The organism is Photobacterium rosenbergii (assembly GCF_003026455.1).
Taxonomy (GTDB): Bacteria; Pseudomonadota; Gammaproteobacteria; order Enterobacterales; family Vibrionaceae; genus Photobacterium; species Photobacterium rosenbergii.
On record NZ_PYMB01000028.1, the window covers coordinates 32,806 to 52,369 of the forward strand.

17 protein-coding genes and 5 tRNA genes are annotated in these 19,564 nt (G+C 51.9%); 2 read left to right on the top strand and 20 right to left on the bottom strand.

From position 1 onward, the window contains the following. Nucleotides 1-137 precede the first annotated feature (137 nt). The 8 genes from C9J01_RS26045 to leuS form a co-directional block, all read right to left on the bottom strand. A complete protein-coding gene (locus C9J01_RS26045) occupies nt 138-944 on the bottom strand; it encodes a septal ring lytic transglycosylase RlpA family protein (protein ID WP_107301005.1) in 807 nt (268 codons plus the stop codon). Beyond that, nucleotides 945-2,066 carry a peptidoglycan glycosyltransferase MrdB gene (mrdB, locus tag C9J01_RS26050; RefSeq protein ID WP_107301006.1) on the bottom strand — a complete coding sequence of 374 codons (1,122 nt, stop codon included), beginning with the start codon at nt 2,064-2,066 and terminating at the stop codon, nt 945-947. Next, nucleotides 2,063-4,018 (bottom strand): penicillin-binding protein 2, encoded by a 1,956-nt coding sequence (gene mrdA, locus C9J01_RS26055; RefSeq protein WP_107301007.1) that lies wholly within the window; start codon nt 4,016-4,018, stop codon nt 2,063-2,065. Before mrdA ends, mrdB begins: the two co-directional genes overlap by 4 nt. 6 nt (nt 4,019-4,024) lie before the next feature. After that, complete coding sequence (gene rlmH, locus C9J01_RS26060; RefSeq protein ID WP_107301008.1) at nt 4,025-4,495, bottom strand: 23S rRNA (pseudouridine(1915)-N(3))-methyltransferase RlmH; 471 nt, start codon at nt 4,493-4,495, stop codon at nt 4,025-4,027. A 6-nt stretch (nt 4,496-4,501) separates the two neighbouring features. Then, nucleotides 4,502-4,819 carry a ribosome silencing factor gene (rsfS, locus tag C9J01_RS26065; RefSeq protein ID WP_039461484.1) on the bottom strand — a complete coding sequence of 106 codons (318 nt, stop codon included), beginning with the start codon at nt 4,817-4,819 and terminating at the stop codon, nt 4,502-4,504. 151 nt (nt 4,820-4,970) lie between these two features. Beyond that, nucleotides 4,971-5,999: a DNA polymerase III subunit delta gene (gene holA / locus C9J01_RS26070; RefSeq protein WP_107301009.1), complete on the bottom strand. Its 1,029-nt coding sequence runs from the start codon at nt 5,997-5,999 to the stop codon at nt 4,971-4,973. Beyond that, nucleotides 5,996-6,670, bottom strand: coding sequence for an LPS-assembly lipoprotein LptE (locus tag C9J01_RS26075; RefSeq protein ID WP_107301010.1), 675 nt, complete (start codon nt 6,668-6,670; stop codon nt 5,996-5,998). Before C9J01_RS26075 ends, holA begins: the two co-directional genes overlap by 4 nt. Nucleotides 6,671-6,813: 143 nt before the next feature. Next, nucleotides 6,814-9,387, bottom strand: a complete 2,574-nt coding sequence (gene leuS / locus C9J01_RS26080; protein WP_107301011.1) for a leucine--tRNA ligase — start codon at nt 9,385-9,387, stop codon at nt 6,814-6,816. Nucleotides 9,388-9,571: 184 nt separating this feature from the next. Here leuS and C9J01_RS26085 point away from each other — a divergent pair, with 184 nt between their 5' ends. Then, nucleotides 9,572-10,054, top strand: a complete 483-nt coding sequence (locus C9J01_RS26085; RefSeq protein ID WP_107301012.1) for a zinc ribbon-containing protein — start codon at nt 9,572-9,574, stop codon at nt 10,052-10,054. Between the two features lie 81 nt (nt 10,055-10,135). Here C9J01_RS26085 and C9J01_RS26090 read toward each other — a convergent pair whose 3' ends face one another. The 7 genes from C9J01_RS26090 to mtgA all read right to left on the bottom strand — a co-directional run bounded on the left by C9J01_RS26090 (nt 10,136) and on the right by mtgA (nt 17,469). Continuing rightward, a complete protein-coding gene (locus tag C9J01_RS26090) occupies nt 10,136-10,807 on the bottom strand; it encodes a lipid-binding SYLF domain-containing protein (RefSeq protein WP_107301013.1) in 672 nt (223 codons plus the stop codon). Nucleotides 10,808-10,993: 186 nt separating this feature from the next. Beyond that, complete coding sequence (lnt, locus tag C9J01_RS26095; protein WP_107301014.1) at nt 10,994-12,553, bottom strand: apolipoprotein N-acyltransferase; 1,560 nt, start codon at nt 12,551-12,553, stop codon at nt 10,994-10,996. A 3-nt stretch (nt 12,554-12,556) separates the two neighbouring features. Next, nucleotides 12,557-13,429: a CNNM family magnesium/cobalt transport protein CorC gene (gene corC, locus C9J01_RS26100; RefSeq protein ID WP_107301015.1), complete on the bottom strand. Its 873-nt coding sequence runs from the start codon at nt 13,427-13,429 to the stop codon at nt 12,557-12,559. A gap of 102 nt (nt 13,430-13,531) precedes the next feature. Beyond that, on the bottom strand, nt 13,532-13,996 hold the full coding sequence (gene ybeY, locus C9J01_RS26105) for an rRNA maturation RNase YbeY (RefSeq protein ID WP_107301016.1): 465 nt from the start codon (nt 13,994-13,996) through the stop codon (nt 13,532-13,534). Beyond that, complete coding sequence (locus C9J01_RS26110) at nt 13,996-15,102, bottom strand: PhoH family protein (RefSeq protein ID WP_107301017.1); 1,107 nt, start codon at nt 15,100-15,102, stop codon at nt 13,996-13,998. Before C9J01_RS26110 ends, ybeY begins: the two co-directional genes overlap by 1 nt. 77 nt (nt 15,103-15,179) lie before the next feature. Beyond that, entirely contained in the window at nt 15,180-16,604 is a 1,425-nt protein-coding gene (gene miaB / locus C9J01_RS26115) for a tRNA (N6-isopentenyl adenosine(37)-C2)-methylthiotransferase MiaB (protein WP_107301018.1), read from the bottom strand. A gap of 160 nt (nt 16,605-16,764) precedes the next feature. Beyond that, entirely contained in the window at nt 16,765-17,469 is a 705-nt protein-coding gene (mtgA, locus tag C9J01_RS26120) for a monofunctional biosynthetic peptidoglycan transglycosylase (protein ID WP_107301019.1), read from the bottom strand. A 127-nt stretch (nt 17,470-17,596) separates the two neighbouring features. On the opposite strand from mtgA, the gene C9J01_RS26125 reads away from it, so the two are divergent. Beyond that, nucleotides 17,597-18,757: a 2-octaprenyl-3-methyl-6-methoxy-1,4-benzoquinol hydroxylase gene (locus tag C9J01_RS26125; protein WP_107301020.1), complete on the top strand. Its 1,161-nt coding sequence runs from the start codon at nt 17,597-17,599 to the stop codon at nt 18,755-18,757. Nucleotides 18,758-18,956: 199 nt separating this feature from the next. Here the strand turns inward: C9J01_RS26125 and C9J01_RS26130 are convergent. The 5 genes from C9J01_RS26130 to C9J01_RS26150 form a co-directional block, all read right to left on the bottom strand. Further along, nucleotides 18,957-19,041, bottom strand: a tRNA-Leu gene (locus C9J01_RS26130). A 57-nt stretch (nt 19,042-19,098) separates the two neighbouring features. Next, a tRNA-Gln gene (locus tag C9J01_RS26135) sits at nt 19,099-19,173 on the bottom strand. 32 nt (nt 19,174-19,205) lie between these two features. Further along, a tRNA-Leu gene (locus C9J01_RS26140) sits at nt 19,206-19,290 on the bottom strand. A gap of 72 nt (nt 19,291-19,362) precedes the next feature. After that, nucleotides 19,363-19,447: transfer RNA gene (locus C9J01_RS26145), tRNA-Leu, on the bottom strand. Between the two features lie 42 nt (nt 19,448-19,489). Continuing rightward, nucleotides 19,490-19,564, bottom strand: a tRNA-Gln gene (locus C9J01_RS26150).

The following is a 19,564-nucleotide window of genomic DNA, read 5'->3' on the forward strand; positions in this document are numbered from 1 at the left end:
ACACACTATATCAGATTGTCAATATGAGACCAGCTTTGGGCTCGGATATGTTGTGCGGCAGGCGAATCTTGACATAAGTTTGAGTCAAAAAAATACCAGAGCAGGTGTTTGCTCTGGTATTTTTTTATGACAGCCAATTAGGACTTTGGTTCCAACTCGCGTTTGGATGTGATGATGAAAGCCTGTGGGTACTGTCCGGCTTTGGCTTTATCACGCTGGATAATGGCTTCATCCCGGTCGATGTATGGCCCGAGGCGTAGGCGATAGATTTCTGCAGAATCGGCTTTCTTGAGATCAACCGACGTGTCGAACTCCTGTTCCAGCTGCTTGGCTATTTGATCGGCTTTGTCGGCATTAGTTACGGCAGCCAACTGGACAAAATAAAAGTTAGGGTTGGCACTTTGCCACTCGTTCGGGTTATCCGGTTTGGCGACTTGGATCAGCTCGATTTTAACCGGTGCCGTACCGTGCTTGATGACATCTAGCCTTGCCGCCGCAGCCATACTCAGGTCGATGATCCGGCCGTCATGGAAGGGGCCGCGGTCGTTAACCCGGACAATGGCGCTTTTGCCATTGTTGGTGTTGGTGACCTTGACATAACTTGGCAACGGCAGCGTTTTATGGGCCGCTGTCATGGAGTACATGTCGTAGATCTCACCGTTGGACGTTTTATGGCCGTGGAATTTCTGGCCGTACCATGAGGCATAGCCTTCTTCAACGAACGGCTGATCACCCTGCACAATCTGGTAGTGCTCGCCGCGTAGGGTGTAGTCCTTGTTACCGGCCAGGCTCTTTGGCTCATAGCGAGGCTGGGCATCTTCGATATGATCCAATGTCGGAGACGATTCTGGTGCGACATCGTCGGCCAGATCGTAGCGCTCGTTGCTCGGCGTCGAGCTACATCCGGCAAGGATAAGAACAAGGAGTAAGGGTGATATGCGCATTTAGGTCGCCTTGGACAACATTTTTCTATGGGTATGGATAGACATCAGGATCCCGAAGCCAGCCATCAGGGTCACCATCGAGGTGCCACCATAACTGACTAGGGGGAGTGGTACCCCCACAACAGGCAGCAACCCGCTGACCATCCCGATATTTACGAAAATATAAACAAAAAAGCTCAGAACGATACTACCAGACATCATCCGGCCAAAGGCTGTCTGGGCACGGCTGGCTAGCAGCAAGCCCCGTCCGATGATGAACAAGTAGATAGCCAGCAGGCACAGCACACCGATCAGGCCCCATTCCTCGGCAATTACCGCAAAGATGAAGTCGGTGTGGCGCTCGGGCAAGAACTCAAGTTGGGACTGGGTACCTTGTAGCCAGCCTTTGCCGGACAGGCCACCGGAGCCGATGGCAATTTTTGACTGGATAATATGGTAACCAGCGCCGAGCGGATCGGATTCAGGGTTAAACAGGGTCAGTACCCGGGTCCGCTGGTAATCCCGCATCAGGAATATCCACAGTACGGGGATGAATGCCCCGACCAGCACTCCCGCTGCGCCAATGATTTTCCAACTCATGCCTGAGAGGAACAACACGAATACCCCTGATGCAGCGATCAGGATGGATGTCCCCAAGTCTGGCTGCTTGGCAATCAAGATAGTCGGGACGAAAATCATCACTAGGGCGATGACGATGTTCTTCAGGCTCGGTGGCAGCGGGTTATTGCCGATAAAGCGTGCCACCATCAGTGGTACCGCCAGTTTGATCAGCTCTGAAGGCTGAAAACGGACGAAACCTAAATTGAGCCAGCGCTGGGCCCCTTTAGATGCCTCACCGAAAAATAGGACGCCAAGTAGTAAAAGCAACCCGACCCCGAACAGGTAGGGCGCCCAGGTTTCATAATGGCGCGGAGAGATCTGGGCCAGAATAAACATGATCCCCAATGACAGCACCATGCGAATGGCCTGCCGTTCCATCATGGCGAGTTCCTGACCGCTGGCACTGTACATCACCATCAAGGCGAAGCCCATCAGGGTGAGGATTCCCATCAACAGCGGGAAATCCAGGTGTAAGCGGTCACTTAAGGTCCGTTTGTTGCCTGTCGCGGCCATGATACTCATTGCGCTACCTCGGCTAATTTCTTATCGACGATTTCTACCAGTGGGTCTGGGGTTTCCGGTTTAAGTAGCATGTGGTCGAAAATACGACGAGCTACTGGACCACCGTTGGAAGAGCCGCCACCGGCATTTTCCAACACCATGGATACCACAACTTCTGGCTTATCATATGGAGCGAAGGCGGTGAACAGGGCATGGTCGCGCAAGTGCTCTTCCAGCTCCTCGGCGTTGTATTCCTGATCTTCAGCTAGGCCAAAGACCTGTGCTGAACCTGACTTACCACCGGCTTTGTACTCGGTACCATAGAACGGACGGCGGGCAGTACCACGCGGGCCGTAAAGCACTTGGTACATCCCTTGTTTGGCGACATCCCAAAATTTAGCATCAACATTGTCGATAGGTGGGAAGTCGTCATAGACCGCAGGCTTTTCGACATCGTCATCAATTATGTCTTTGAGCAGGTGCGGGGCCTGAACCCGGCCCTGGTTGACCAGTACCGTGGTGGCTTTGGCAATTTGTAATGGCGTCGCTGTCCAGTAACCCTGTCCGATACCGACAGGAATTGTATCACCCTGATACCAAGGCTGGCGGAAGCGGGCTTGCTTCCACTCGCGGGTTGGCATATTGGCTTTACTCTCTTCATGGATGTCGATTCCGGTGTATTCACCGAAGCCAAAGCGGCTCATCCAGTCAGACAGGCGGTCGATACCCATATCGTAAGCAATTTGGTAGAAGAAGGTATCTACCGACTCTTCAATCGCTTTGTAAATGTTGACCTTACCGTGGCCCCAGCGTAACCAGTCACGGAACGGGCGGCTGTTGGAGTTTGGAATACGCCAGTAACCCGGATCATTTCGGGTAGTACGGGTTGTGATCACACCTTCGCTCAGCGCGGCGACCGCAATCATCGGTTTGACTGTAGAGGCCGGCGGGTAGATCCCCAGTGTTACTCGGTTAACCAGCGGGCGGTTTTTGTCGTTCAGCAATTCACGATATTTAGGGCCGGAAATGCCATGGACGAACAGGTTCGGATCGTAGCTCGGGCTCGATACCATGGCCAGCACTGACGAATCACGAGGATCCATCACCACCACAGAGCCTCGTCTGTATTTGATTAGCTCCTCACCGGTGTCTGGGTCGAGTTTACGCTCAGTCAGTAGTTCTTTGACATAAAGCTGCAGCTCAATGTCGATATTCAGTTTGATGTCACTACCAGGGATCGGCGGAACATATTTCAGGGTACGGATGATCCGCCCACGGCTGTTGACCTCGACTTCCTGGTAGCCGGAGGTACCGTGCAGCATATCTTCGTAATAACGTTCGATACCCAGTTTGCCGATATCGCGGGTTGCCTTGTAGTTGTTGATTTTGTCTTCACGCTCAAGGCGTTGGAGGTCACGGTCGTTGATTTTTGCTACATAACCCAAGACATGGGTCAGGGCTTCACCGTAAGGGTAGTGACGCTTGAGGTAGGCTTTGACTTCGACACCTGGGAAGCGGTGCTGATTGACCGAAAACAGTGCAACCTGATCTTCAGTCATCTGGTTGAGGATCGGAACTGACTTGAAACGACGGGTACGGCGGCGCTCACGCTCGAAGCGCTCGATTTGCTCATCGGTAACGCCCATCAATTCTTTGAGGCGGTCGAAGGTATCTTGCCTGTCTGGCACTTTTTCCGAGGTGATCTCAAGTGAATATACCGGGCGGTTCTCGGCGAGGAGGATACCGTTACGGTCATAGATCAGGCCACGGTTGGGCGCAACAGGGACAATTTTGATCCGGTTATCGTTCGAACGTGTCTGGTAGTCTTCATGCTCCTGGATCTGGATATGATACAGGTTAGTGAGCAAGACCCCTACCAGCACGACGATGCCGATAAATGAGACAAGAGCCCGGCGGAAAAATAGCGCCGACTCAGCCCGATGGTCGCGGATCTGCGTTCGCTTTTGTCTCATTGCCCATTATTCCCTATGGTACGGATGGTTAGCCGTGATGCTCCACGCACGGTACAGGCTCTCGGCCATGACGATACGTACCAGCGGGTGGGGTAGCGTCAGTGGTGATAGCGACCAGCTTTGATCAGCTGCTGCCTTACAGGCTGGCGCCAAGCCTTCCGGCCCACCGATCAGGATAGAGACATCACGCCCGTCCAGCTTCCAGCTTTCCAGTTGGCCGGCCAACTGCTCGGTATCCCAGCGCTTGCCAGGGATATCCAAGGTGACAATACGGTTGCCTTTTGGCACTGCAGCCAGCATCGCTTCGCCTTCCTTTTGCAGGATACGGGCGATGTCGGCATTCTTACCGCGCTTGCCAGCCGTGATTTCGACCAGTTCAAGCGGCATGTCTTTCGGGAAGCGGCGGCTGTATTCTTTATAGCCTTCCTCGACCCATTTCGGCATCTTGGTGCCAACAGCAATCAGTTGAAGCTTCATTGTCGGTTAGCCCCAAAGCTTCTCCAGTTGGTACAGGTTACGTGCGTCTTCCTGCATGATGTGCAGCATAACGCTACCCATATCAACGATAACCCACTCACCGTCTTCTTCGCCGCTGATCCCAAATGGCGGGTAGTCAATCAGTTTCGATTCCTTGTTAACGTGATCGGCAATCGAGGCGACATGACGGTTTGAGGTACCAGTGCACAGTACCATGAAATCAGTGATGCTTGATTTACCGCGAACATCCAATGTAACAATGTCCTGTGCTTTGATGTCATCTACTTTATCAACAATAAAATCGTGTAGTTCTTGAACCTGCAAAAGGGGGTCCTCTTTTGTGTGTTTGGTGTCTTTACTGTAGACCCAGATAGGACTGGGTCCCAATGTAGCGGCGCAGTATACCATGCTCAAGCTTGTTCAATACAAGTTAGCAGTAACTTTACATAGCCTGCGCCTTAGTTGTTCTTGGTGGTTAAAGCTTGCCCGGGATAGCAGTATGCACACCGCACATTTCAGCACACAGTGCCGAAAGGGCATCCCATGGCTGGTAGTCGAAGTCGGTTTTGACCCTTAGCTCCAATTCGGCCAACTGGTGCAGCAATTTGATGATAACCGGTAGAGGTAGCCGGTGAAGGGCACCGATGTAGACCTCCCGGCGGCTTTGCCAGATCCTGAAATTCTCGAAGATGTTATTGAGCGAAGTGCCTTTGCTACCCATCTCTTGCATTTTATACAACTGGGTCAGTTCACGCTGTAACGTGCGTAGCAGGATCACTGCTTCAACCCCTTCGCCTTGTAGTTGGCGTAAAACCCGTTGGCTGCGCTTGGCCTGGCCTGCTAGCACGGCATCAAGCAACTGGAATGGCGTGTAGTGGTTGTGGCGGCTTAATGCCTCCTCTAGGCGCACAATGGTCAGGTCGCCGTCGGGGTAGAGCAGTACCAGTTTCTGTAGGCTCTGGGCCAGCGCAAGTAGGTTACCCTCGTGCCACTGTGCCAACAACTGTACCGATTCATGGTCCGGCTTGAGGCCAAGCTGTTGGCAACGGCCTTGGATAAAGCGCGGCAAGTGTCTGGCTTCTGGTGTATTACAAGGGATATAAAACCCCTTGGCATCAAGAGCCTTGAACCACTTGGTACTCTCCTGCTTCTTGTTGAGGCGCGGGCCTTGTACCAGCAGCAAGATGTCCTCGTGAATGCTGTCTATCACTTCCTGCAGGGATTTGGCTTGCTGGGCATTGAGGCCATTTTCAGGCAGCTCAAGCTCAATGATCTGGCGGGATGAAAACAGGCTCATGGCCTGACAACAATCAAGTACCGTATTCCAATCGAGCTGGGCATCCACAGTAAAGCTGTGGCGTTCATCGAAGCCGGCTTGCTGGGCCGCTTGTTTGATGTTATCGGCAGATTCCAGTTTGAGCAGAGGCTCATTGCCACTTAGCAGGTAAGCTTGACGCAGCCCTTTTGATAGCTGCTGCGTCAATTGTTCCGGGTAGATCCTCATTGTGCAGACTCAACCTGCATCGCTGACTGGTTACTGTTGTCAGAGGCTGATACGCTTTCTGCCTTCACATCTAGGCCAAGTTCGGTGCTGACTTGCTCATCACTCTCGCTGCTGGCGCTTTGTTCTAGCAGGGCTTCGAGCTCTTCTTCTTCCATCTTATTGAAAACGGCTGTCAGACGGGCAAGCTGGCGCATGATCTGCTTGGCGGCCTGCTCACGCATTTCCTGCTCGATCATGTCTCGCTCGACAGATTTGGCTAGTGCAGTCAGCGGGTTATCAAGGAAGGTACGGTTGACTCGGGTAGTATAGCTTTGGCTACCTTTGCCTGGTACCACGATACGGTACTGTACGGTGTAGGTAAGCTCGTATTCGGCAGCACGGGCGTTCTGGTAAAGCGACAGAGTACGTTCACCGGTCGACTCGCTGATCAGGTGCAGGTTAGGCACCTGGGCCGAAGGCGCAACAGGCTCGATACCATGTAGCTGGAATTGGGACTTTACCTGGCGGTGCAGCTGGCCGTATTGGTCAAAGCTGGTCAGGGAAAGTTTGGCAATGTCGTCGGGTAGCATGTAGTTACCACGGAGGTGAAAACCGCAAGATGCAGTTGCCAACGCCATAAGGACAACAAAGAAGGTTCGGATAATGCTTTTTGCAGAAATGAAAGCTCTCACCGAGTCTGCTCCATGAAAAAAAGTGAAAACTGACCGGCTGACGCGGATGGTGCTAAAAAAGGGTGGGTGAGCCGGATTAAACTGTGGCTCCATACAGGAGCCACAGGTTAGGCACTGGGAAACTGCTTTAGTTCGATGCGAAATTAGTTAGCAACGATATTCAGCAGTTTGCCCGGTACGTAAATCACTTTGCGAATTGTTTTTTCGCTAGTGAATTTGGTCACGCCTTCATCGGCCATTGCCAAGGCTTCGACTTGTTCTTTTGTTGCATCAGCGGCTACTGTCAGCTTAGCACGCAGCTTGCCGTTTACCTGAACAACAATCAGTTTCTCGTCTTCAACCAAAGCTTTGTCGTCAGCCACAGGCCAATCAGCATGGTCAACGTCGCTCTGGCCCAGCGCTTCCCACATCTCGAAACAGATATGCGGAGTCATTGGGTATAGCATACGAACGATAGCTTTCAGTGCTTCGTCAAGTAGGGCACGGTCTTGTGCACTTTCTTGCGAGGCTTTGGTCAGCTTGTTCATCAGCTCCATGATAGCTGCGATAGCCGTGTTGAATGTCTGGCGGCGGCCGATGTCATCGCCCACTTTAGCGATAGTTTTGTGAACATCGCGGCGTAGGGCTTTCTGATCTGAAGTTAGAGCAGTTACATCTAGCGCTTCAGTTTCACCTTTGGCTGTGTGGTCGTGAACCAGTTTCCAAACACGTTTTAGGAAGCGGTTAGCACCTTCAACACCAGATTCTTGCCATTCCAGTGTCATGTCAGCAGGAGAAGCGAACATCATGAACAAACGAACGGTGTCGGCACCGTACTTATCAACCATTTCTTGCGGGTCGATACCGTTGTTCTTCGACTTGGACATCTTGGTCATGCCCGAGTGAACCACTTCGTTGCCTTCGTTATCAACAGCCTTGGTGATACGGCCTTTGTCGTCACGCTCAACCGTTACGTCGGTTGGGGCAACCCAGATTTTCGCGCCTTTGTCGTTGGTGTAGTAGTAAGCATCAGCCAGTACCATACCCTGACAAAGTAGCTGCTTGAACGGCTCGTCGCTGGTTACCATACCGCAGTCGCGCAGTAGTTTGTGGAAGAAGCGAGAGTACAGCAGGTGCATACATGCGTGCTCGATACCACCGATGTACTGGTCAACTGGCAGCCAGTAGTTCGCGGCATCAGAATCTAGCATCTCGTCAGCCTGTGGCGAACAGTAGCGTGCGTAGTACCAAGACGATTCCATGAAGGTATCGAAGGTATCCGTCTCAAGCAGTGCTGGCTGGCCGTTGAACGTAGTCTTCGCCCACTCTTTGTCGGCTTTGATCGGGCTAGTTACGCCGTCCATCACCACATCTTCAGGCAGGATCACAGGTAGCTGATCAGCAGGCACCGGGTGAACTTCGCCGTCTTCAGTGGTAACCATTGGGATTGGAGCGCCCCAGTAACGCTGACGGGATACACCCCAGTCGCGTAGACGGAAGTTAACGGTTTTCAGGCCTTTGCCTTCTGCTTCCAGTTTGGCTGCGATGGCATCGAATGCCGCTTGGAAGTCCAGGCCGTCGAACTCACCTGAATCGAACAATACGCCTTTTTCGGTGTATGCCGCTTCAGTGATGTCTAGCTCGCTACCGTCTTCTGGCTTGATCACAGGGATGATGTCCAGGCCGTACTTAGTGGCGAACTCGTAGTCACGCTGGTCGTGGGCAGGTACTGCCATTACCGCGCCTGTGCCGTAATCCATTAGGACGAAGTTAGCAACGAATACTGGTACTTCACGGCCGTTTAGCGGGTGAATCGCCGTCAGGCCAGTTGCCATGCCTTTCTTCTCCATGGTCGCCAGTTCAGCTTCGGCTACCTTGGTGTTTCGGCATTCTTCGATGAACGCAGCAAGCTCAGGGTTGTTCTCAGCTGCCGCTGTCGCTAGAGGGTGGCCTGCAGCGATACCGACGTAAGTCACGCCCATTAGGGTGTCTGGACGGGTTGTGTACACTTCCAGATCGTCGTGGCCTTTCACTTCGAACTTAAGTTCTACACCTTCAGAGCGGCCGATCCAGTTGCGCTGCATGGTCTTAACCATGTCAGGCCAGCCTTCAAGGCTGTCTAGGTCGTCCAATAACTCTTGGGCGTATTCAGTGATCTTGATGAACCACTGAGGAATTTCTTTTTGCTCTACCGGCGTGTCACAACGCCAGCAACAACCGTCTTCTACCTGCTCGTTAGCCAGTACAGTCTGGTCGTTCGGGCACCAGTTTACTGAAGAGGTCTTCTTGTAAACCAAGCCTTTTTCGTACAGCTTAGTGAAGAACTCTTGTTCCCAGCGGTAGTATTCAGGGGTACAGGTCGCGAATTCACGGTTCCAGTCGTAGCCGAAGCCCAGCAGTTTTAGCTGGTTCTTCATGTATTCGATGTTTTCGTAAGTCCAAGGCGCAGGTGCCGTCTTGTTCTTAACTGCGGCGTTTTCAGCAGGCAGGCCGAATGCATCCCAGCCGATTGGCTGCATAACATTTTTGCCCTGTAGGCGCTGGTAACGAGAGATCACATCACCGATGGTGTAGTTACGCACGTGACCCATGTGCAGTCGACCACTTGGGTACGGGAACATGGAGAGACAGTAGAATTTTTCTTTATTAGGGTCTTCACTTACAACAAAGGTCTTTTTGTTGTCCCAATGTTCTTGAACTTTCTGTTCAATGTCCTGTGGACGATATTGTTCTTGCATCGATGACATCCGGGATTTTGTGAGTTGAGTACAAACACATTCAATATAATCGACATAGAATAACTAAAGGTAAAGGTGTCAACAATAGCTGAAACCACTTCGGGGACGAATTGTTGGCCGATAATGGTGCCAATTACGCAGAAGGCAGGCGGATGCCGGTGAATTAGCGGATAGGAGGTGACCTATGGCAACAAAGAAAACGGATTATGAGGCGCTACTAGAGCAAGTGACGGAAACCCTCAAACACAGCCCTGATGAGCTAAAACACTGGGCAGAGGTGACGGAAAAGTACCGGCAGGCAGCCAGTGACATGACCAAGGATGAACTGGCATTGATTTCTGCTTACCTCAAGCGGGATGTGCAGGAATTCGGCCAGAATGCCGATGAAAGCCCAGCCCCGTTTGGCGACAGCCCGTTCTACCGGGTGGTAAAAGAAACGATTTGGGAGGGGTTAGCCGAAGCAACGGACAAAACCCAGATCGAATGGCATGAAGTGATGGGGGATCTCAAGCACCAGGGTGTCTATGAAGCTGGCGAGATAGTCGGCCTTGGCCATTTGGTGTGCGAAAAATGCGGTCATGACGAAGTGATTACTCACGTCAAAGAAATATCAGCATGCCTAAACTGTGGGCATACCCGGTTTACCCGCAAACCACTCTCCCCTTAGCTTTTTTCATTAAAGTGATAAATTGAAAAACGGGCCAATAGGCCCGTTTTTGTATCGAATGTTGCATGGATACGCACTGATTTAGTTTAGTGGCTCCACCGTTTCAACGACGACTGTCGTTGGCTGGGTCTCTGGTAGTTGTACGGGCTCTGGCAACTGTGCAGGTTGAGCTGCAGATGGGTTGTTAACTGGCTCGACACTGAATTTCTGGCCGGCGATTGCAGCTTCAACCATCATCCCGCCTTTGGCAACGGTGAAGACAGCTACACCATTGGTGTAGTCTGCATCGGCATAGTTATCGCCCGCGCTGGCACGGAAGCCTGAAGTCCCCGCGTTGGCCTGGGCACCCTCGGTCAAGGCAACGGCAGAGGCTGAGGCATCAAGTTCGAAGTTACCACTCATAAAGCGGTCGTAAGCGCGTTTGTCTTGGAAGAAGACAATCTCGCTGTAGGACTGGCCACCAAACTGTAGGCCGAAAGAGACTTGGTATAGCTTGGCATGGCCTGTGATCTGGCCGTTTTTGAAAACGGTACCGCTGCCGTAGGCACCACCGACCCAGAAACCCCCTTTACCGACTGACGGGAAGACCGCATAGCCATAGGCAGTATGAAAAAAAGGCTGGGTTTGCGAGGAGGCCTGGAATTGAGTCAGGGCCGCTTGGGTTTCAAGATCTTCTTTGGCGACTGAGCCTGTGGCGACACAGAGCATGGCGACACTGCATAGCATTGCAAATATTTTATTGATCGATTTCATTGGCATTCCCCAAGTAGACATTGTGCTGTTTTTATTCCAAGTTGCAGAAAGTGCAGTGGCACATTCGAAATCACAGTGCTTGGTTATATGGCCAATATATTAACAAGGTGAATGAAAAGGCGAAGGGATTACCTTCGCCTTTTGCGAGCATTGTCAGCGTATATTCAGTGTTGGTTGCTGTGAGGGTTAGTCGTGGTAGTTGATCTGTGGTTGCTCGTCACGGAAGCGGCCTGCCTGGCGGCGGATAAGGATCCAAGACAAGGCAACAGACCACAGCATGTAGATATATAGCGGCCAACTGCCAAGGGTAGTGTACGGTGTCATGCCGATTGTCGGTACGACTTTAGCCCTCAACACGCCGGTTTCGAACTGCGGGATCTGCTCAATGATTTTGCCTTTGTGATCGACAATGCCGGTCAGCCCACTGTTGGTTGCGCGGAGCAATGGCTTACCCACTTCCAATGAGCGCATCTGGGCAATTTCCATATGCTGGAATGGGCCGATAGATTTGCCAAACCAGGTGTCATTAGACAGGGTCAGCAGGAACTCGGTATCAACATTGACGTTACGACGTACTTGCTCGCTAAAAGCAACTTCGTAGCACAGTGCTGGTGCCAGTGAGTAACCGTTGGCCTCGAGGTTCGGCTGGATATAATCACCGCGGCTAAACGACGACATCGGCAGGTTGAAGAACGGTGCCAGCGGGCGCAGGATATCGCCAAACGGGACGAACTCCCCAAATGGCAGCAAATGGTGTTTGCTGTAGCGCTCAGCCTGATCGTATTGGTACGGGCCAACCGCATTGACGCCAAGGGTCAGGATGTTGTTGTAGAACTCGCCATCCTCATTCTGATCCAGCACGCCGGTGATCACCGTACTGTTGTTGTTGCGCGCGGCGGCATCTAGGTTCTGCAGGAAGGTGGTAACCTGGGTTTCTAGCGCAGGGATTGCCGCTTCCGGCCAGATGATGATATCAGCCCCCCAGTTTTCCCGGGTCAGGTCGGTGTACTTCATCAGGGTTGGCCAGCGCTGGCTTGGTAGCCATTTGATCTCTTGCGGCACGTTGCCCTGGATCATCGCGACATCTACGGTGTTGTCTGCATCAGGCTTGACCCATTGCTTTTGGCCGGCAAACAGGCCTAGGGCCAGGACAAACATTGGGACTAACAGTGGACGCCAGTTGCGGTAGTAGGTAGCGGCGACGAGGGCACCACAGCTAATCACGATGGCGAGGGTGATACCCTCGACACCCAATATCGGTGCAAAGCCGGCATATGGGCTGTCGATTTGGCTGTAGCCAAGCCACAACCACGGGAAGCCAGTCATCAGCCAGCCTCGGATCCAGTCGAGGATCAACCAGATCACCGGGCCGCTCAGCATCAGCTGGTGAAATGGGCGGCCACGGTTGAATTTGTTAAATAGGGCGCCGAACACGGCAGGGTAGAGTGCGAGGTAGCCGATGAGTAGGGCCATCAAGCCCCAACCGGCAATCCATGGCATTCCACCGAAATTGGCGATGCTGACGTGTACCCAGCTGATCCCGGTACCGAATAAGCCTAATCCCCAGAGAAAACCTATCAAGCCGGAACGCTTGACCGATTGGTTCTGAAGTAGGTAGAGGAAAATAAACAGGGAAAGGGGAGCAAGGTACCAATGGTGGTACGGGGCGAAAGATAGGGTGGCTAAGGCACCTGCTGGGACAGCCAGCAATGGCTGTCCCAACTTCTTAAGGGTATTTGTCGTCATTCGTTATGATGTTGTCGTCGGTTGTGGTGCTTCGTGAGGCACGGTCACTTGCAACTGAATAACCCGGCGGTTGTCGGCTGACGTTACCTTGAATGAGTAGCCCGCCAATTCAACGATTTCACCACGGGTCGGCAGGTGGCCGAAACTCGTCATGACCAGGCCGCCGACAGTATCGACTTCCTCATCGCTGAACTGGGTATGGAACATTTCATTGAACTCTTCAATGGTTGTCAGTGCCTTTACCGCAAAAGTATGCTTGCTTAACTGACGGATATCCTGTTCTTCCTCGTCGTCGAATTCATCTTCGATTTCGCCAACGATTTGCTCCAAGATATCTTCAATGGTGATAACACCGGATACCCCACCAAACTCATCCACCACAATGGCCATGTGGTAGCGCTCTTCACGGAACTCCTTGAGCAGGCGGTCAACACGCTTGCTTTCAGGTACAACAACCGCTGGTCGCAGTACTTTTTCCATGTCGAACGGTTCGCTGTTCGGCTGCAGGTAACGCAAAAGATCTTTGGCCAGAAGGATACCTTCGACGTGGTCTTTGTCGTCACTGATGACCGGGTAGCGTGAATGCTGGGCATCAACAATTAAATCAATCAGATCCTCTAGCTTCTGAGAACGCTCGATTGTGACCATCTGAGAGCGCGGGATCATGATGTCACGGACACGCATCTCGGAGATTTCCATGACCCCTTCGAGCATGTCGCGGGTGTCGTGGTCGATCAAATCGTTTTCTTCTGAATCACGGAAAACTTCTACTAGTTCTTCGCGGTTCTGTGGCTCGCCCTGAAACAGCTGGCCAATACGTTCAAAGAAGGACTTTCTACTCGGACCTTCAGAATTTTGTGAGTTATCTTCGTTCATTGTTTGTAAGAATTACTTCTCTCAGTTAAGTGGCTGTGCCACGGGAAATAATACGGTACTTAGATTGTACCGTATCAGTTTGACAACAATATCATGAAAAGGTTAATGCTTTTCTTCGGCATACGGATCGGCAAAGCCCATCTGTTGCATGATTTCCGTTTCCAAGCCTTCCATCTCTTCAGCTTCGTCGTCCTCAATATGGTCATAACCTAGCAGATGCAGACTGCCATGTACAACCATGTGTGCCCAATGGGCATGTAGAGGTTTATCCTGTTCCTTGGCTTCTTTTTCGACAACCTGTCGGCAAATGATCAAATCACCCAGTAGTTCCAGTTCAACCCCCGGTGGTGCCTCAAACGGGAAAGATAGCACATTGGTTGGCTTGTCTTTACCACGGTACTCGTGGTTCAGGCCATGGCTTTCTTTCTCATCGACCAGCCTAATGGTAACTTCGGCATCGGCCTGGAAAGGCGTGACTGCCGCATCCAGCCATTGCTGGAATTGGGCTTCGCTCGGCATACCGTCGGTGTTGTCGGTCGCAACCTGGAGATCAAGATAAATCGCCATTAGTTTGTTTTTTCCGTTTCCGTTTCTGTTTCTGGTGTCGCTGCAGGCACTGATACCGGCGCTTGCTTTGCCGCTTGCTCATCTCGACGGCGCTGCTCTGCCAGTTTGCGCTGCTTCTGATCTTCGCTCTCCCACACTTCGTACGCCTGGACAATACGCGCTACGACTGGATGGCGGACAACATCGTCAGCCTGGAAGAAGTTGAAGCTGATTTCATCGACATCAGAGAGTACTTCAATAGCATGGCGTAGGCCTGAACGAGCACCGCGTGGCAGGTCGATCTGGGTGACGTCACCGGTAATTACCGCTCGGGAGTTGAAACCAATACGGGTCAGGAACATTTTCATCTGCTCGACCGTGGTGTTCTGGCTCTCATCGAGAATGATAAAGGCGTCATTGAGGGTACGGCCACGCATATAGGCAAGTGGTGCAACTTCAATCACGTTACGCTCAATCAGCTTCTCGACACGCTCGAAGCCCAGCATTTCAAACAGGGCATCGTACAGCGGACGCAGGTAAGGGTCGACTTTCTGGCTTAGATCGCCCGGAAGGAAACCCAGCTTTTCACCCGCCTCAACCGCAGGACGGGTCAGCAGGATACGGCGGATTTCCTGACGCTCAAGGGCATCAACAGCGGCAGCAACCGCGAGGTAGGTTTTACCTGTACCAGCAGGGCCAATACCGAAGGTAATGTCATGGCGAACCATGTTGGCAATGTACTGGGCCTGGTTTGGCGTACGCGGCTTGATCACCCCTTTCTTGGTTTTGATCACCACTTCCTTGCCGTAAGGAATGCTCGACTCGGTCGATTGCTCAAGCACACCGGACTCTTTGATAGCCAGGTGGACCTGATCAGGCTCGATATCAGGAATGGTGTTGCGAACCGGGGCGGTATCGACATACAGGGTTTTGATGATATGGGCGGCGGCTTCGGCGGTGTGGGGTTGGCCGACTACGCTGAAACTGCTGCTGCGGTGGTTGATTTCTACACCCAAACGGCGTTCAAGTTGTTTGATGTTATCGTCGAAAGGGCCACAAAGGCTGGAAAGGCGATGGTTATCGGCAGGTTCCAGATTGAATTCAATAGTTATAACTTTGCTCAAGATTTGCCTCTCAATAGGGCCACCCGTCTGGGTGGCCTCGGGTTCAGGGCGCGTCCTACTTTGTTCAGACGGGCGTCTTACTATGGAGTATATACGCCAACACCCAATTCATCTTCTTTGCGTGTTTTCTCCATCACTTCGGCAGGAGACATGGCCACGCGTAGGTCCATTTCCGCTTCAGTGCGCACCAGATCACCACGTAGCGAGTTGGTGAAGACGTCAGTGATTTTCACGTCAACGAATTGGCCGATAAGCTCAGGTGAACCTTCGAAGTTCACGACACGGTTATTTTCAGTACGGCCACGCAATTCCATTACGTTCTTCTTCGATGGGCCTTCAACCAGGATACGCTGCTCGGTACCTAGCATCTGGCGAGAGAAGCGCATAGCTTGAGTATTGATCTGTTGTTGCAGTTCGTACAAGCGTTCTTTCTTCACTTGCTCAGGCAGATCACATGGGTAATCGGCTGCCGGCGTACCAGGGCGCGCTGAGAAGATAAAGCTGAAGCTGATATCGAAGTCGACATCGCGGATCAGTTTCATCGTATCCTGGAAGTCCTGATCAGACTCGCCCGGGAAACCGACAATGAAGTCTGAGCTGATAGTGATATCCGGACGCGCCTTACGCAGTTTGCGGATCTTCGACTTGTACTCGATTGCCGTATGCGGGCGCTTCATGTTGGCCAGGATGCGGTCTGAACCACTTTGAACCGGTAGGTGCAGGAAGCTCACCACTTCAGGGGTGTCTTCGTACACTTCGATGATGTCATCGGTGAACTCGATTGGGTGGCTAGTGGTGTAGCGGATACGGTCGATGCCGTCGATTGCCGCAACGAGGCGTAGAAGTTCTGCGAAAGTCGCAATTTCACCATCATGGGTGTCACCACGGTAGGCATTCACATTCTGGCCAAGTAGGTTAACTTCACGTACGCCTTGCTCTGCCAGTTGGGCGATTTCGAACAGAACGTCATCCAATGGGCGGCTAACTTCTTCACCACGGGTGTAAGGAACCACACAGTAAGTACAGTACTTAGAGCAGCCTTCCATGATAGAAACGAAAGCTGTCGGGCCTTCGGCACGTGGTTCAGGCAGGCGGTCGAATTTCTCGATCTCAGGGAAAGAGATATCCATGACAGGTGCATGATCGCTTTGCGATTGCTTGATCATCTCAGGCAGGCGGTGCAGTGTCTGTGGGCCGAAGATAACATCGACATACGGTGCACGCTGGCGGATTGAGTCGCCTTCCTGGGTTGCTACACAGCCACCCACACCGATCACTAGGTCAGGTTTTTTGTCTTTTAGGGTTTTCCAGCGACCAAGCTGGTGGAACACTTTTTCCTGGGCCTTTTCACGGATGGAGCAGGTGTTAAGCAGCAGAACGTCTGCTTCTTCTGGTTCTTCCGTTAACTCGAAGCCATTGGCTGCATTAAGAAGATCGGCCATTTTTGATGAATCGTATTCGTTCATCTGGCAACCCCAGGTTTTGATAAGCAGTTTCTTAGCCATGTCTAACTCTTCACTCGTAGTGTTTATTCATTGCATTTCACATTGCATGTTTCCGCTTTGGCAGCCGAAAACAAGGCCGCCTGCGGTAGCAAGCCGCGTATTGTACTGCTTTAAAGCCTGCCTGACTAGATCATCACCACCCCGAATATTTTGTGGTTTTTTATTGTGCCGCTACTGGTTTGAGTTTATTGAGGGTTTGCGGGCCGAGCTGGCGCATCTGCTGGCGTATCCAGCGGCTGCGCTGCTGAATATACGGCGTCATTGGCGCAGGTTGCATCCGGTACGGGTTTGGTAATACCGCCGCGAGCTGCGCCGCTTGCTGGGCATTCAATCGGCTTGCTGGGATCCCGAAAAAGGTCTGGCTTGCGGCTTCAACGCCAAATAACCCTGGGCCGAACTCGACGATGTTCAGATAGACTTCGAGGATCCGTGTTTTTTCCCACAGTAATTCCATCCACAGTGAGAAATAGAGCTCAACCCCTTTGCGCAGGAATGTCCGGGAGGGAAAGAGAAACAGGTTTTTGGCAGTCTGCTGGGTGATGGTGCTGCCACCACGGCTGGGGCCACCACTACCGGTTTGCTTGATAATTGTCAAAATGGCGTTGATATCAACACCATGATGATTAGGAAAGTGCTGATCTTCAGAAGCAATCACTGCCAGTTGTACGTTGGGTGATATTGCCTCAATAGGTACCCAGAGATGGGCAGCGCGCGGCGGGTAGCCTTGCGGTGGAAATATATTGCGATGGAGTTGCCAACCCCAGACGGGCGGGTCGATGTATTTGCCTGCCAATACCAACAGGAAGGGTAACACAAGGGCTAGCAAGAGTAGCCTGAGCAGCCAACGTTTGATAAATCCGATCATCCACCTTATCCCTGTGTAGGTTCGCGGTTATTAATCACTGATGCGCTTGTGAAATTTAGTTAGAATAAAGGCAAGAGCGCCAGTGTGCGCTGAACTTTTATCTTGAGCATAACAAATGGAAACCGGAATGGAACAGTTTGATGTGGTTGTGGCCGGCGGCGGTATGGTTGGGGCGGCAACAGCAATAGGTTTGGCCCAACAAGGGTTATCTGTTGCAGTATTGGAAGGGGTACAGCCAGCCCCATTTGACGCCTCGCAGCCGATGGATTTAAGGGTATCGGCCATTTCCCCACATTCTGTTTCATTGCTAGAGCGGCTAGGGGCATGGGAGGCGGTCACAGCCATGCGCCTATGCCCGTATAAGCGGCTTGAAACTTGGGAGCACCCTGAGTGCCGTACCCGCTTCAATGCCGAACAGATGCACCTGGATCGCCTTGGCTATATTGTTGAAAACCGAGTGATCCAACTGGCACTGTGGCAGCAGTTCGAGCTTTACCCGAACCTGACGGTGAAATGCCCGTCTCGCATGGTTTCGGCGACAGATAGTGATAATGGCCAGACGATTGTGCTGGAAGATGGCAGCCAAATTCAAGCGACTTTGCTAGTCGGTGCCGATGGTGCAAATTCTAAAGTCCGCCAACAGGCTGGGATTGGCATCACCGCATGGGATTACCGCCAGCACTGTATGCTGATCAATGTCGAAACTGCCTTGCCACAGCAAGATATTACCTGGCAGATGTTCACGCCTCACGGGCCGCGCTCATTCCTGCCATTGCCGGGCCATCAGGCCTCGCTGGTGTGGTATGACAGCCCATCTCGTATTCAGCAACTCTCTGCGCTGAGCCCTGAGCAATTGGAAGGACAGATCAAAGCCCATTTCCCGGCGGAGCTTGGCGAGTTCAAGGTGCTTAATCATGGCCGTTTCCCACTCACTCGCCGTCATGCCCAGACTTATTATAAGCCGGGTGTCGTGCTGCTTGGGGATGCCGCACATACGATTAACCCATTGGCAGGACAGGGAGTCAACCTTGGCTTCAAGGATGTCGATGTGTTGCTGCATGAAATTGAGAAAGCAGGGCAGGATTGGCCGCAGCAACGAGTACTCAAAGCTTATGAGCGCCGCCGCCGTCCTGATAACTTATTGATGCAAAGCGGGATGGACTTTTTCTATACCACGTTCAGTAATGATTTGCTGCCGGTGAAGTTTTTGCGTAATGCTGGATTGAAGTTGGCCGAGCAAGCCGGGCCTATCAAGCAGAAAGTATTGAAGTATGCGATGGGGATGTAGCGGGCTTTTTCTTGCTAATTAACAGTCTGCAGAAAGAAAAAAGCCGAATGTTTATTGATAAACATTCGGCTTAACAACCAGAGAGATACGATCATTGAGTTGGTTGTAAAATCTGTTGTCTAACTTTTTGGATGCTGATGTATATCGTTATCCAAGTGCCAGACATAAGAAAACCCACCAAAAGGTGGGTTTCTAAATATGGTGCGGAAGGAGAGACTTGAACTCTCACACCTTGCGGCGCCAGAACCTAAATCTGGTGCGTCTACCAATTTCGCCACTTCCGCGTACTTACCGTCTAATTTCATTTTAGCAATGAATCATTAATGACGTTAAGCAAAATATGGCAGGGCTACCTGGATTCGAACCAGGGAATGACGGGATCAAAACCCGTTGCCTTACCGCTTGGCGATAGCCCTGCAGTGTGCTCTTCTGAGCATGTTAGAGAGAATGGTGCGGAAGGAGAGACTTGAACTCTCACACCTTGCGGCGCCAGAACCTAAATCTGGTGCGTCTACCAATTTCGCCACTTCCGCATATATTGTAGCTGATCACTCAGCGTTTTCTCTAACATCAAACTGAACATCTACGATGGTCAATTTAAATAATGGTGCGGAAGGAGAGACTTGAACTCTCACACCTTGCGGCGCCAGAACCTAAATCTGGTGCGTCTACCAATTTCGCCACTTCCGCATACTTACCGAATTATCGTGAGATAACCGTTAAGTTAAATGATGGCAGGTCTACCTGGATTCGAACCAGGGAATGACGGGATCAAAACCCGTTGCCTTACCGCTTGGCGATAGACCT

Excerpts from the sequence above, each read along its gene's own strand:
- mtgA (WP_107301019.1), bottom strand. The coding sequence starts at position 17,469 with ATGATCGGATTTATCAAACGTTGGCTGCTCAGGCTACTCTTGCTAGCC.
- mrdB (WP_107301006.1), bottom strand. The coding sequence starts at position 2,066 with ATGAGTATCATGGCCGCGACAGGCAACAAACGGACCTTAAGTGACCGC.
- holA (WP_107301009.1), bottom strand. The coding sequence starts at position 5,999 with ATGAGGATCTACCCGGAACAATTGACGCAGCAGCTATCAAAAGGGCTG.
- ybeY (WP_107301016.1), bottom strand. The coding sequence starts at position 13,996 with ATGGCGATTTATCTTGATCTCCAGGTTGCGACCGACAACACCGACGGT.
- miaB (WP_107301018.1), bottom strand. The coding sequence starts at position 16,604 with ATGGCTAAGAAACTGCTTATCAAAACCTGGGGTTGCCAGATGAACGAA.
- C9J01_RS26125 (WP_107301020.1), top strand. The coding sequence starts at position 17,597 with ATGGAACAGTTTGATGTGGTTGTGGCCGGCGGCGGTATGGTTGGGGCG.
- corC (WP_107301015.1), bottom strand. The coding sequence starts at position 13,429 with ATGAACGAAGATAACTCACAAAATTCTGAAGGTCCGAGTAGAAAGTCC.
- C9J01_RS26045 (WP_107301005.1), bottom strand. The coding sequence starts at position 944 with ATGCGCATATCACCCTTACTCCTTGTTCTTATCCTTGCCGGATGTAGC.
- mrdA (WP_107301007.1), bottom strand. The coding sequence starts at position 4,018 with ATGAGACAAAAGCGAACGCAGATCCGCGACCATCGGGCTGAGTCGGCG.
- C9J01_RS26085 (WP_107301012.1), top strand. The coding sequence starts at position 9,572 with ATGGCAACAAAGAAAACGGATTATGAGGCGCTACTAGAGCAAGTGACG.
- rlmH (WP_107301008.1), bottom strand. The coding sequence starts at position 4,495 with ATGAAGCTTCAACTGATTGCTGTTGGCACCAAGATGCCGAAATGGGTC.
- lnt (WP_107301014.1), bottom strand. The coding sequence starts at position 12,553 with ATGACGACAAATACCCTTAAGAAGTTGGGACAGCCATTGCTGGCTGTC.
- C9J01_RS26090 (WP_107301013.1), bottom strand. The coding sequence starts at position 10,807 with ATGAAATCGATCAATAAAATATTTGCAATGCTATGCAGTGTCGCCATG.
- leuS (WP_107301011.1), bottom strand. The coding sequence starts at position 9,387 with ATGCAAGAACAATATCGTCCACAGGACATTGAACAGAAAGTTCAAGAA.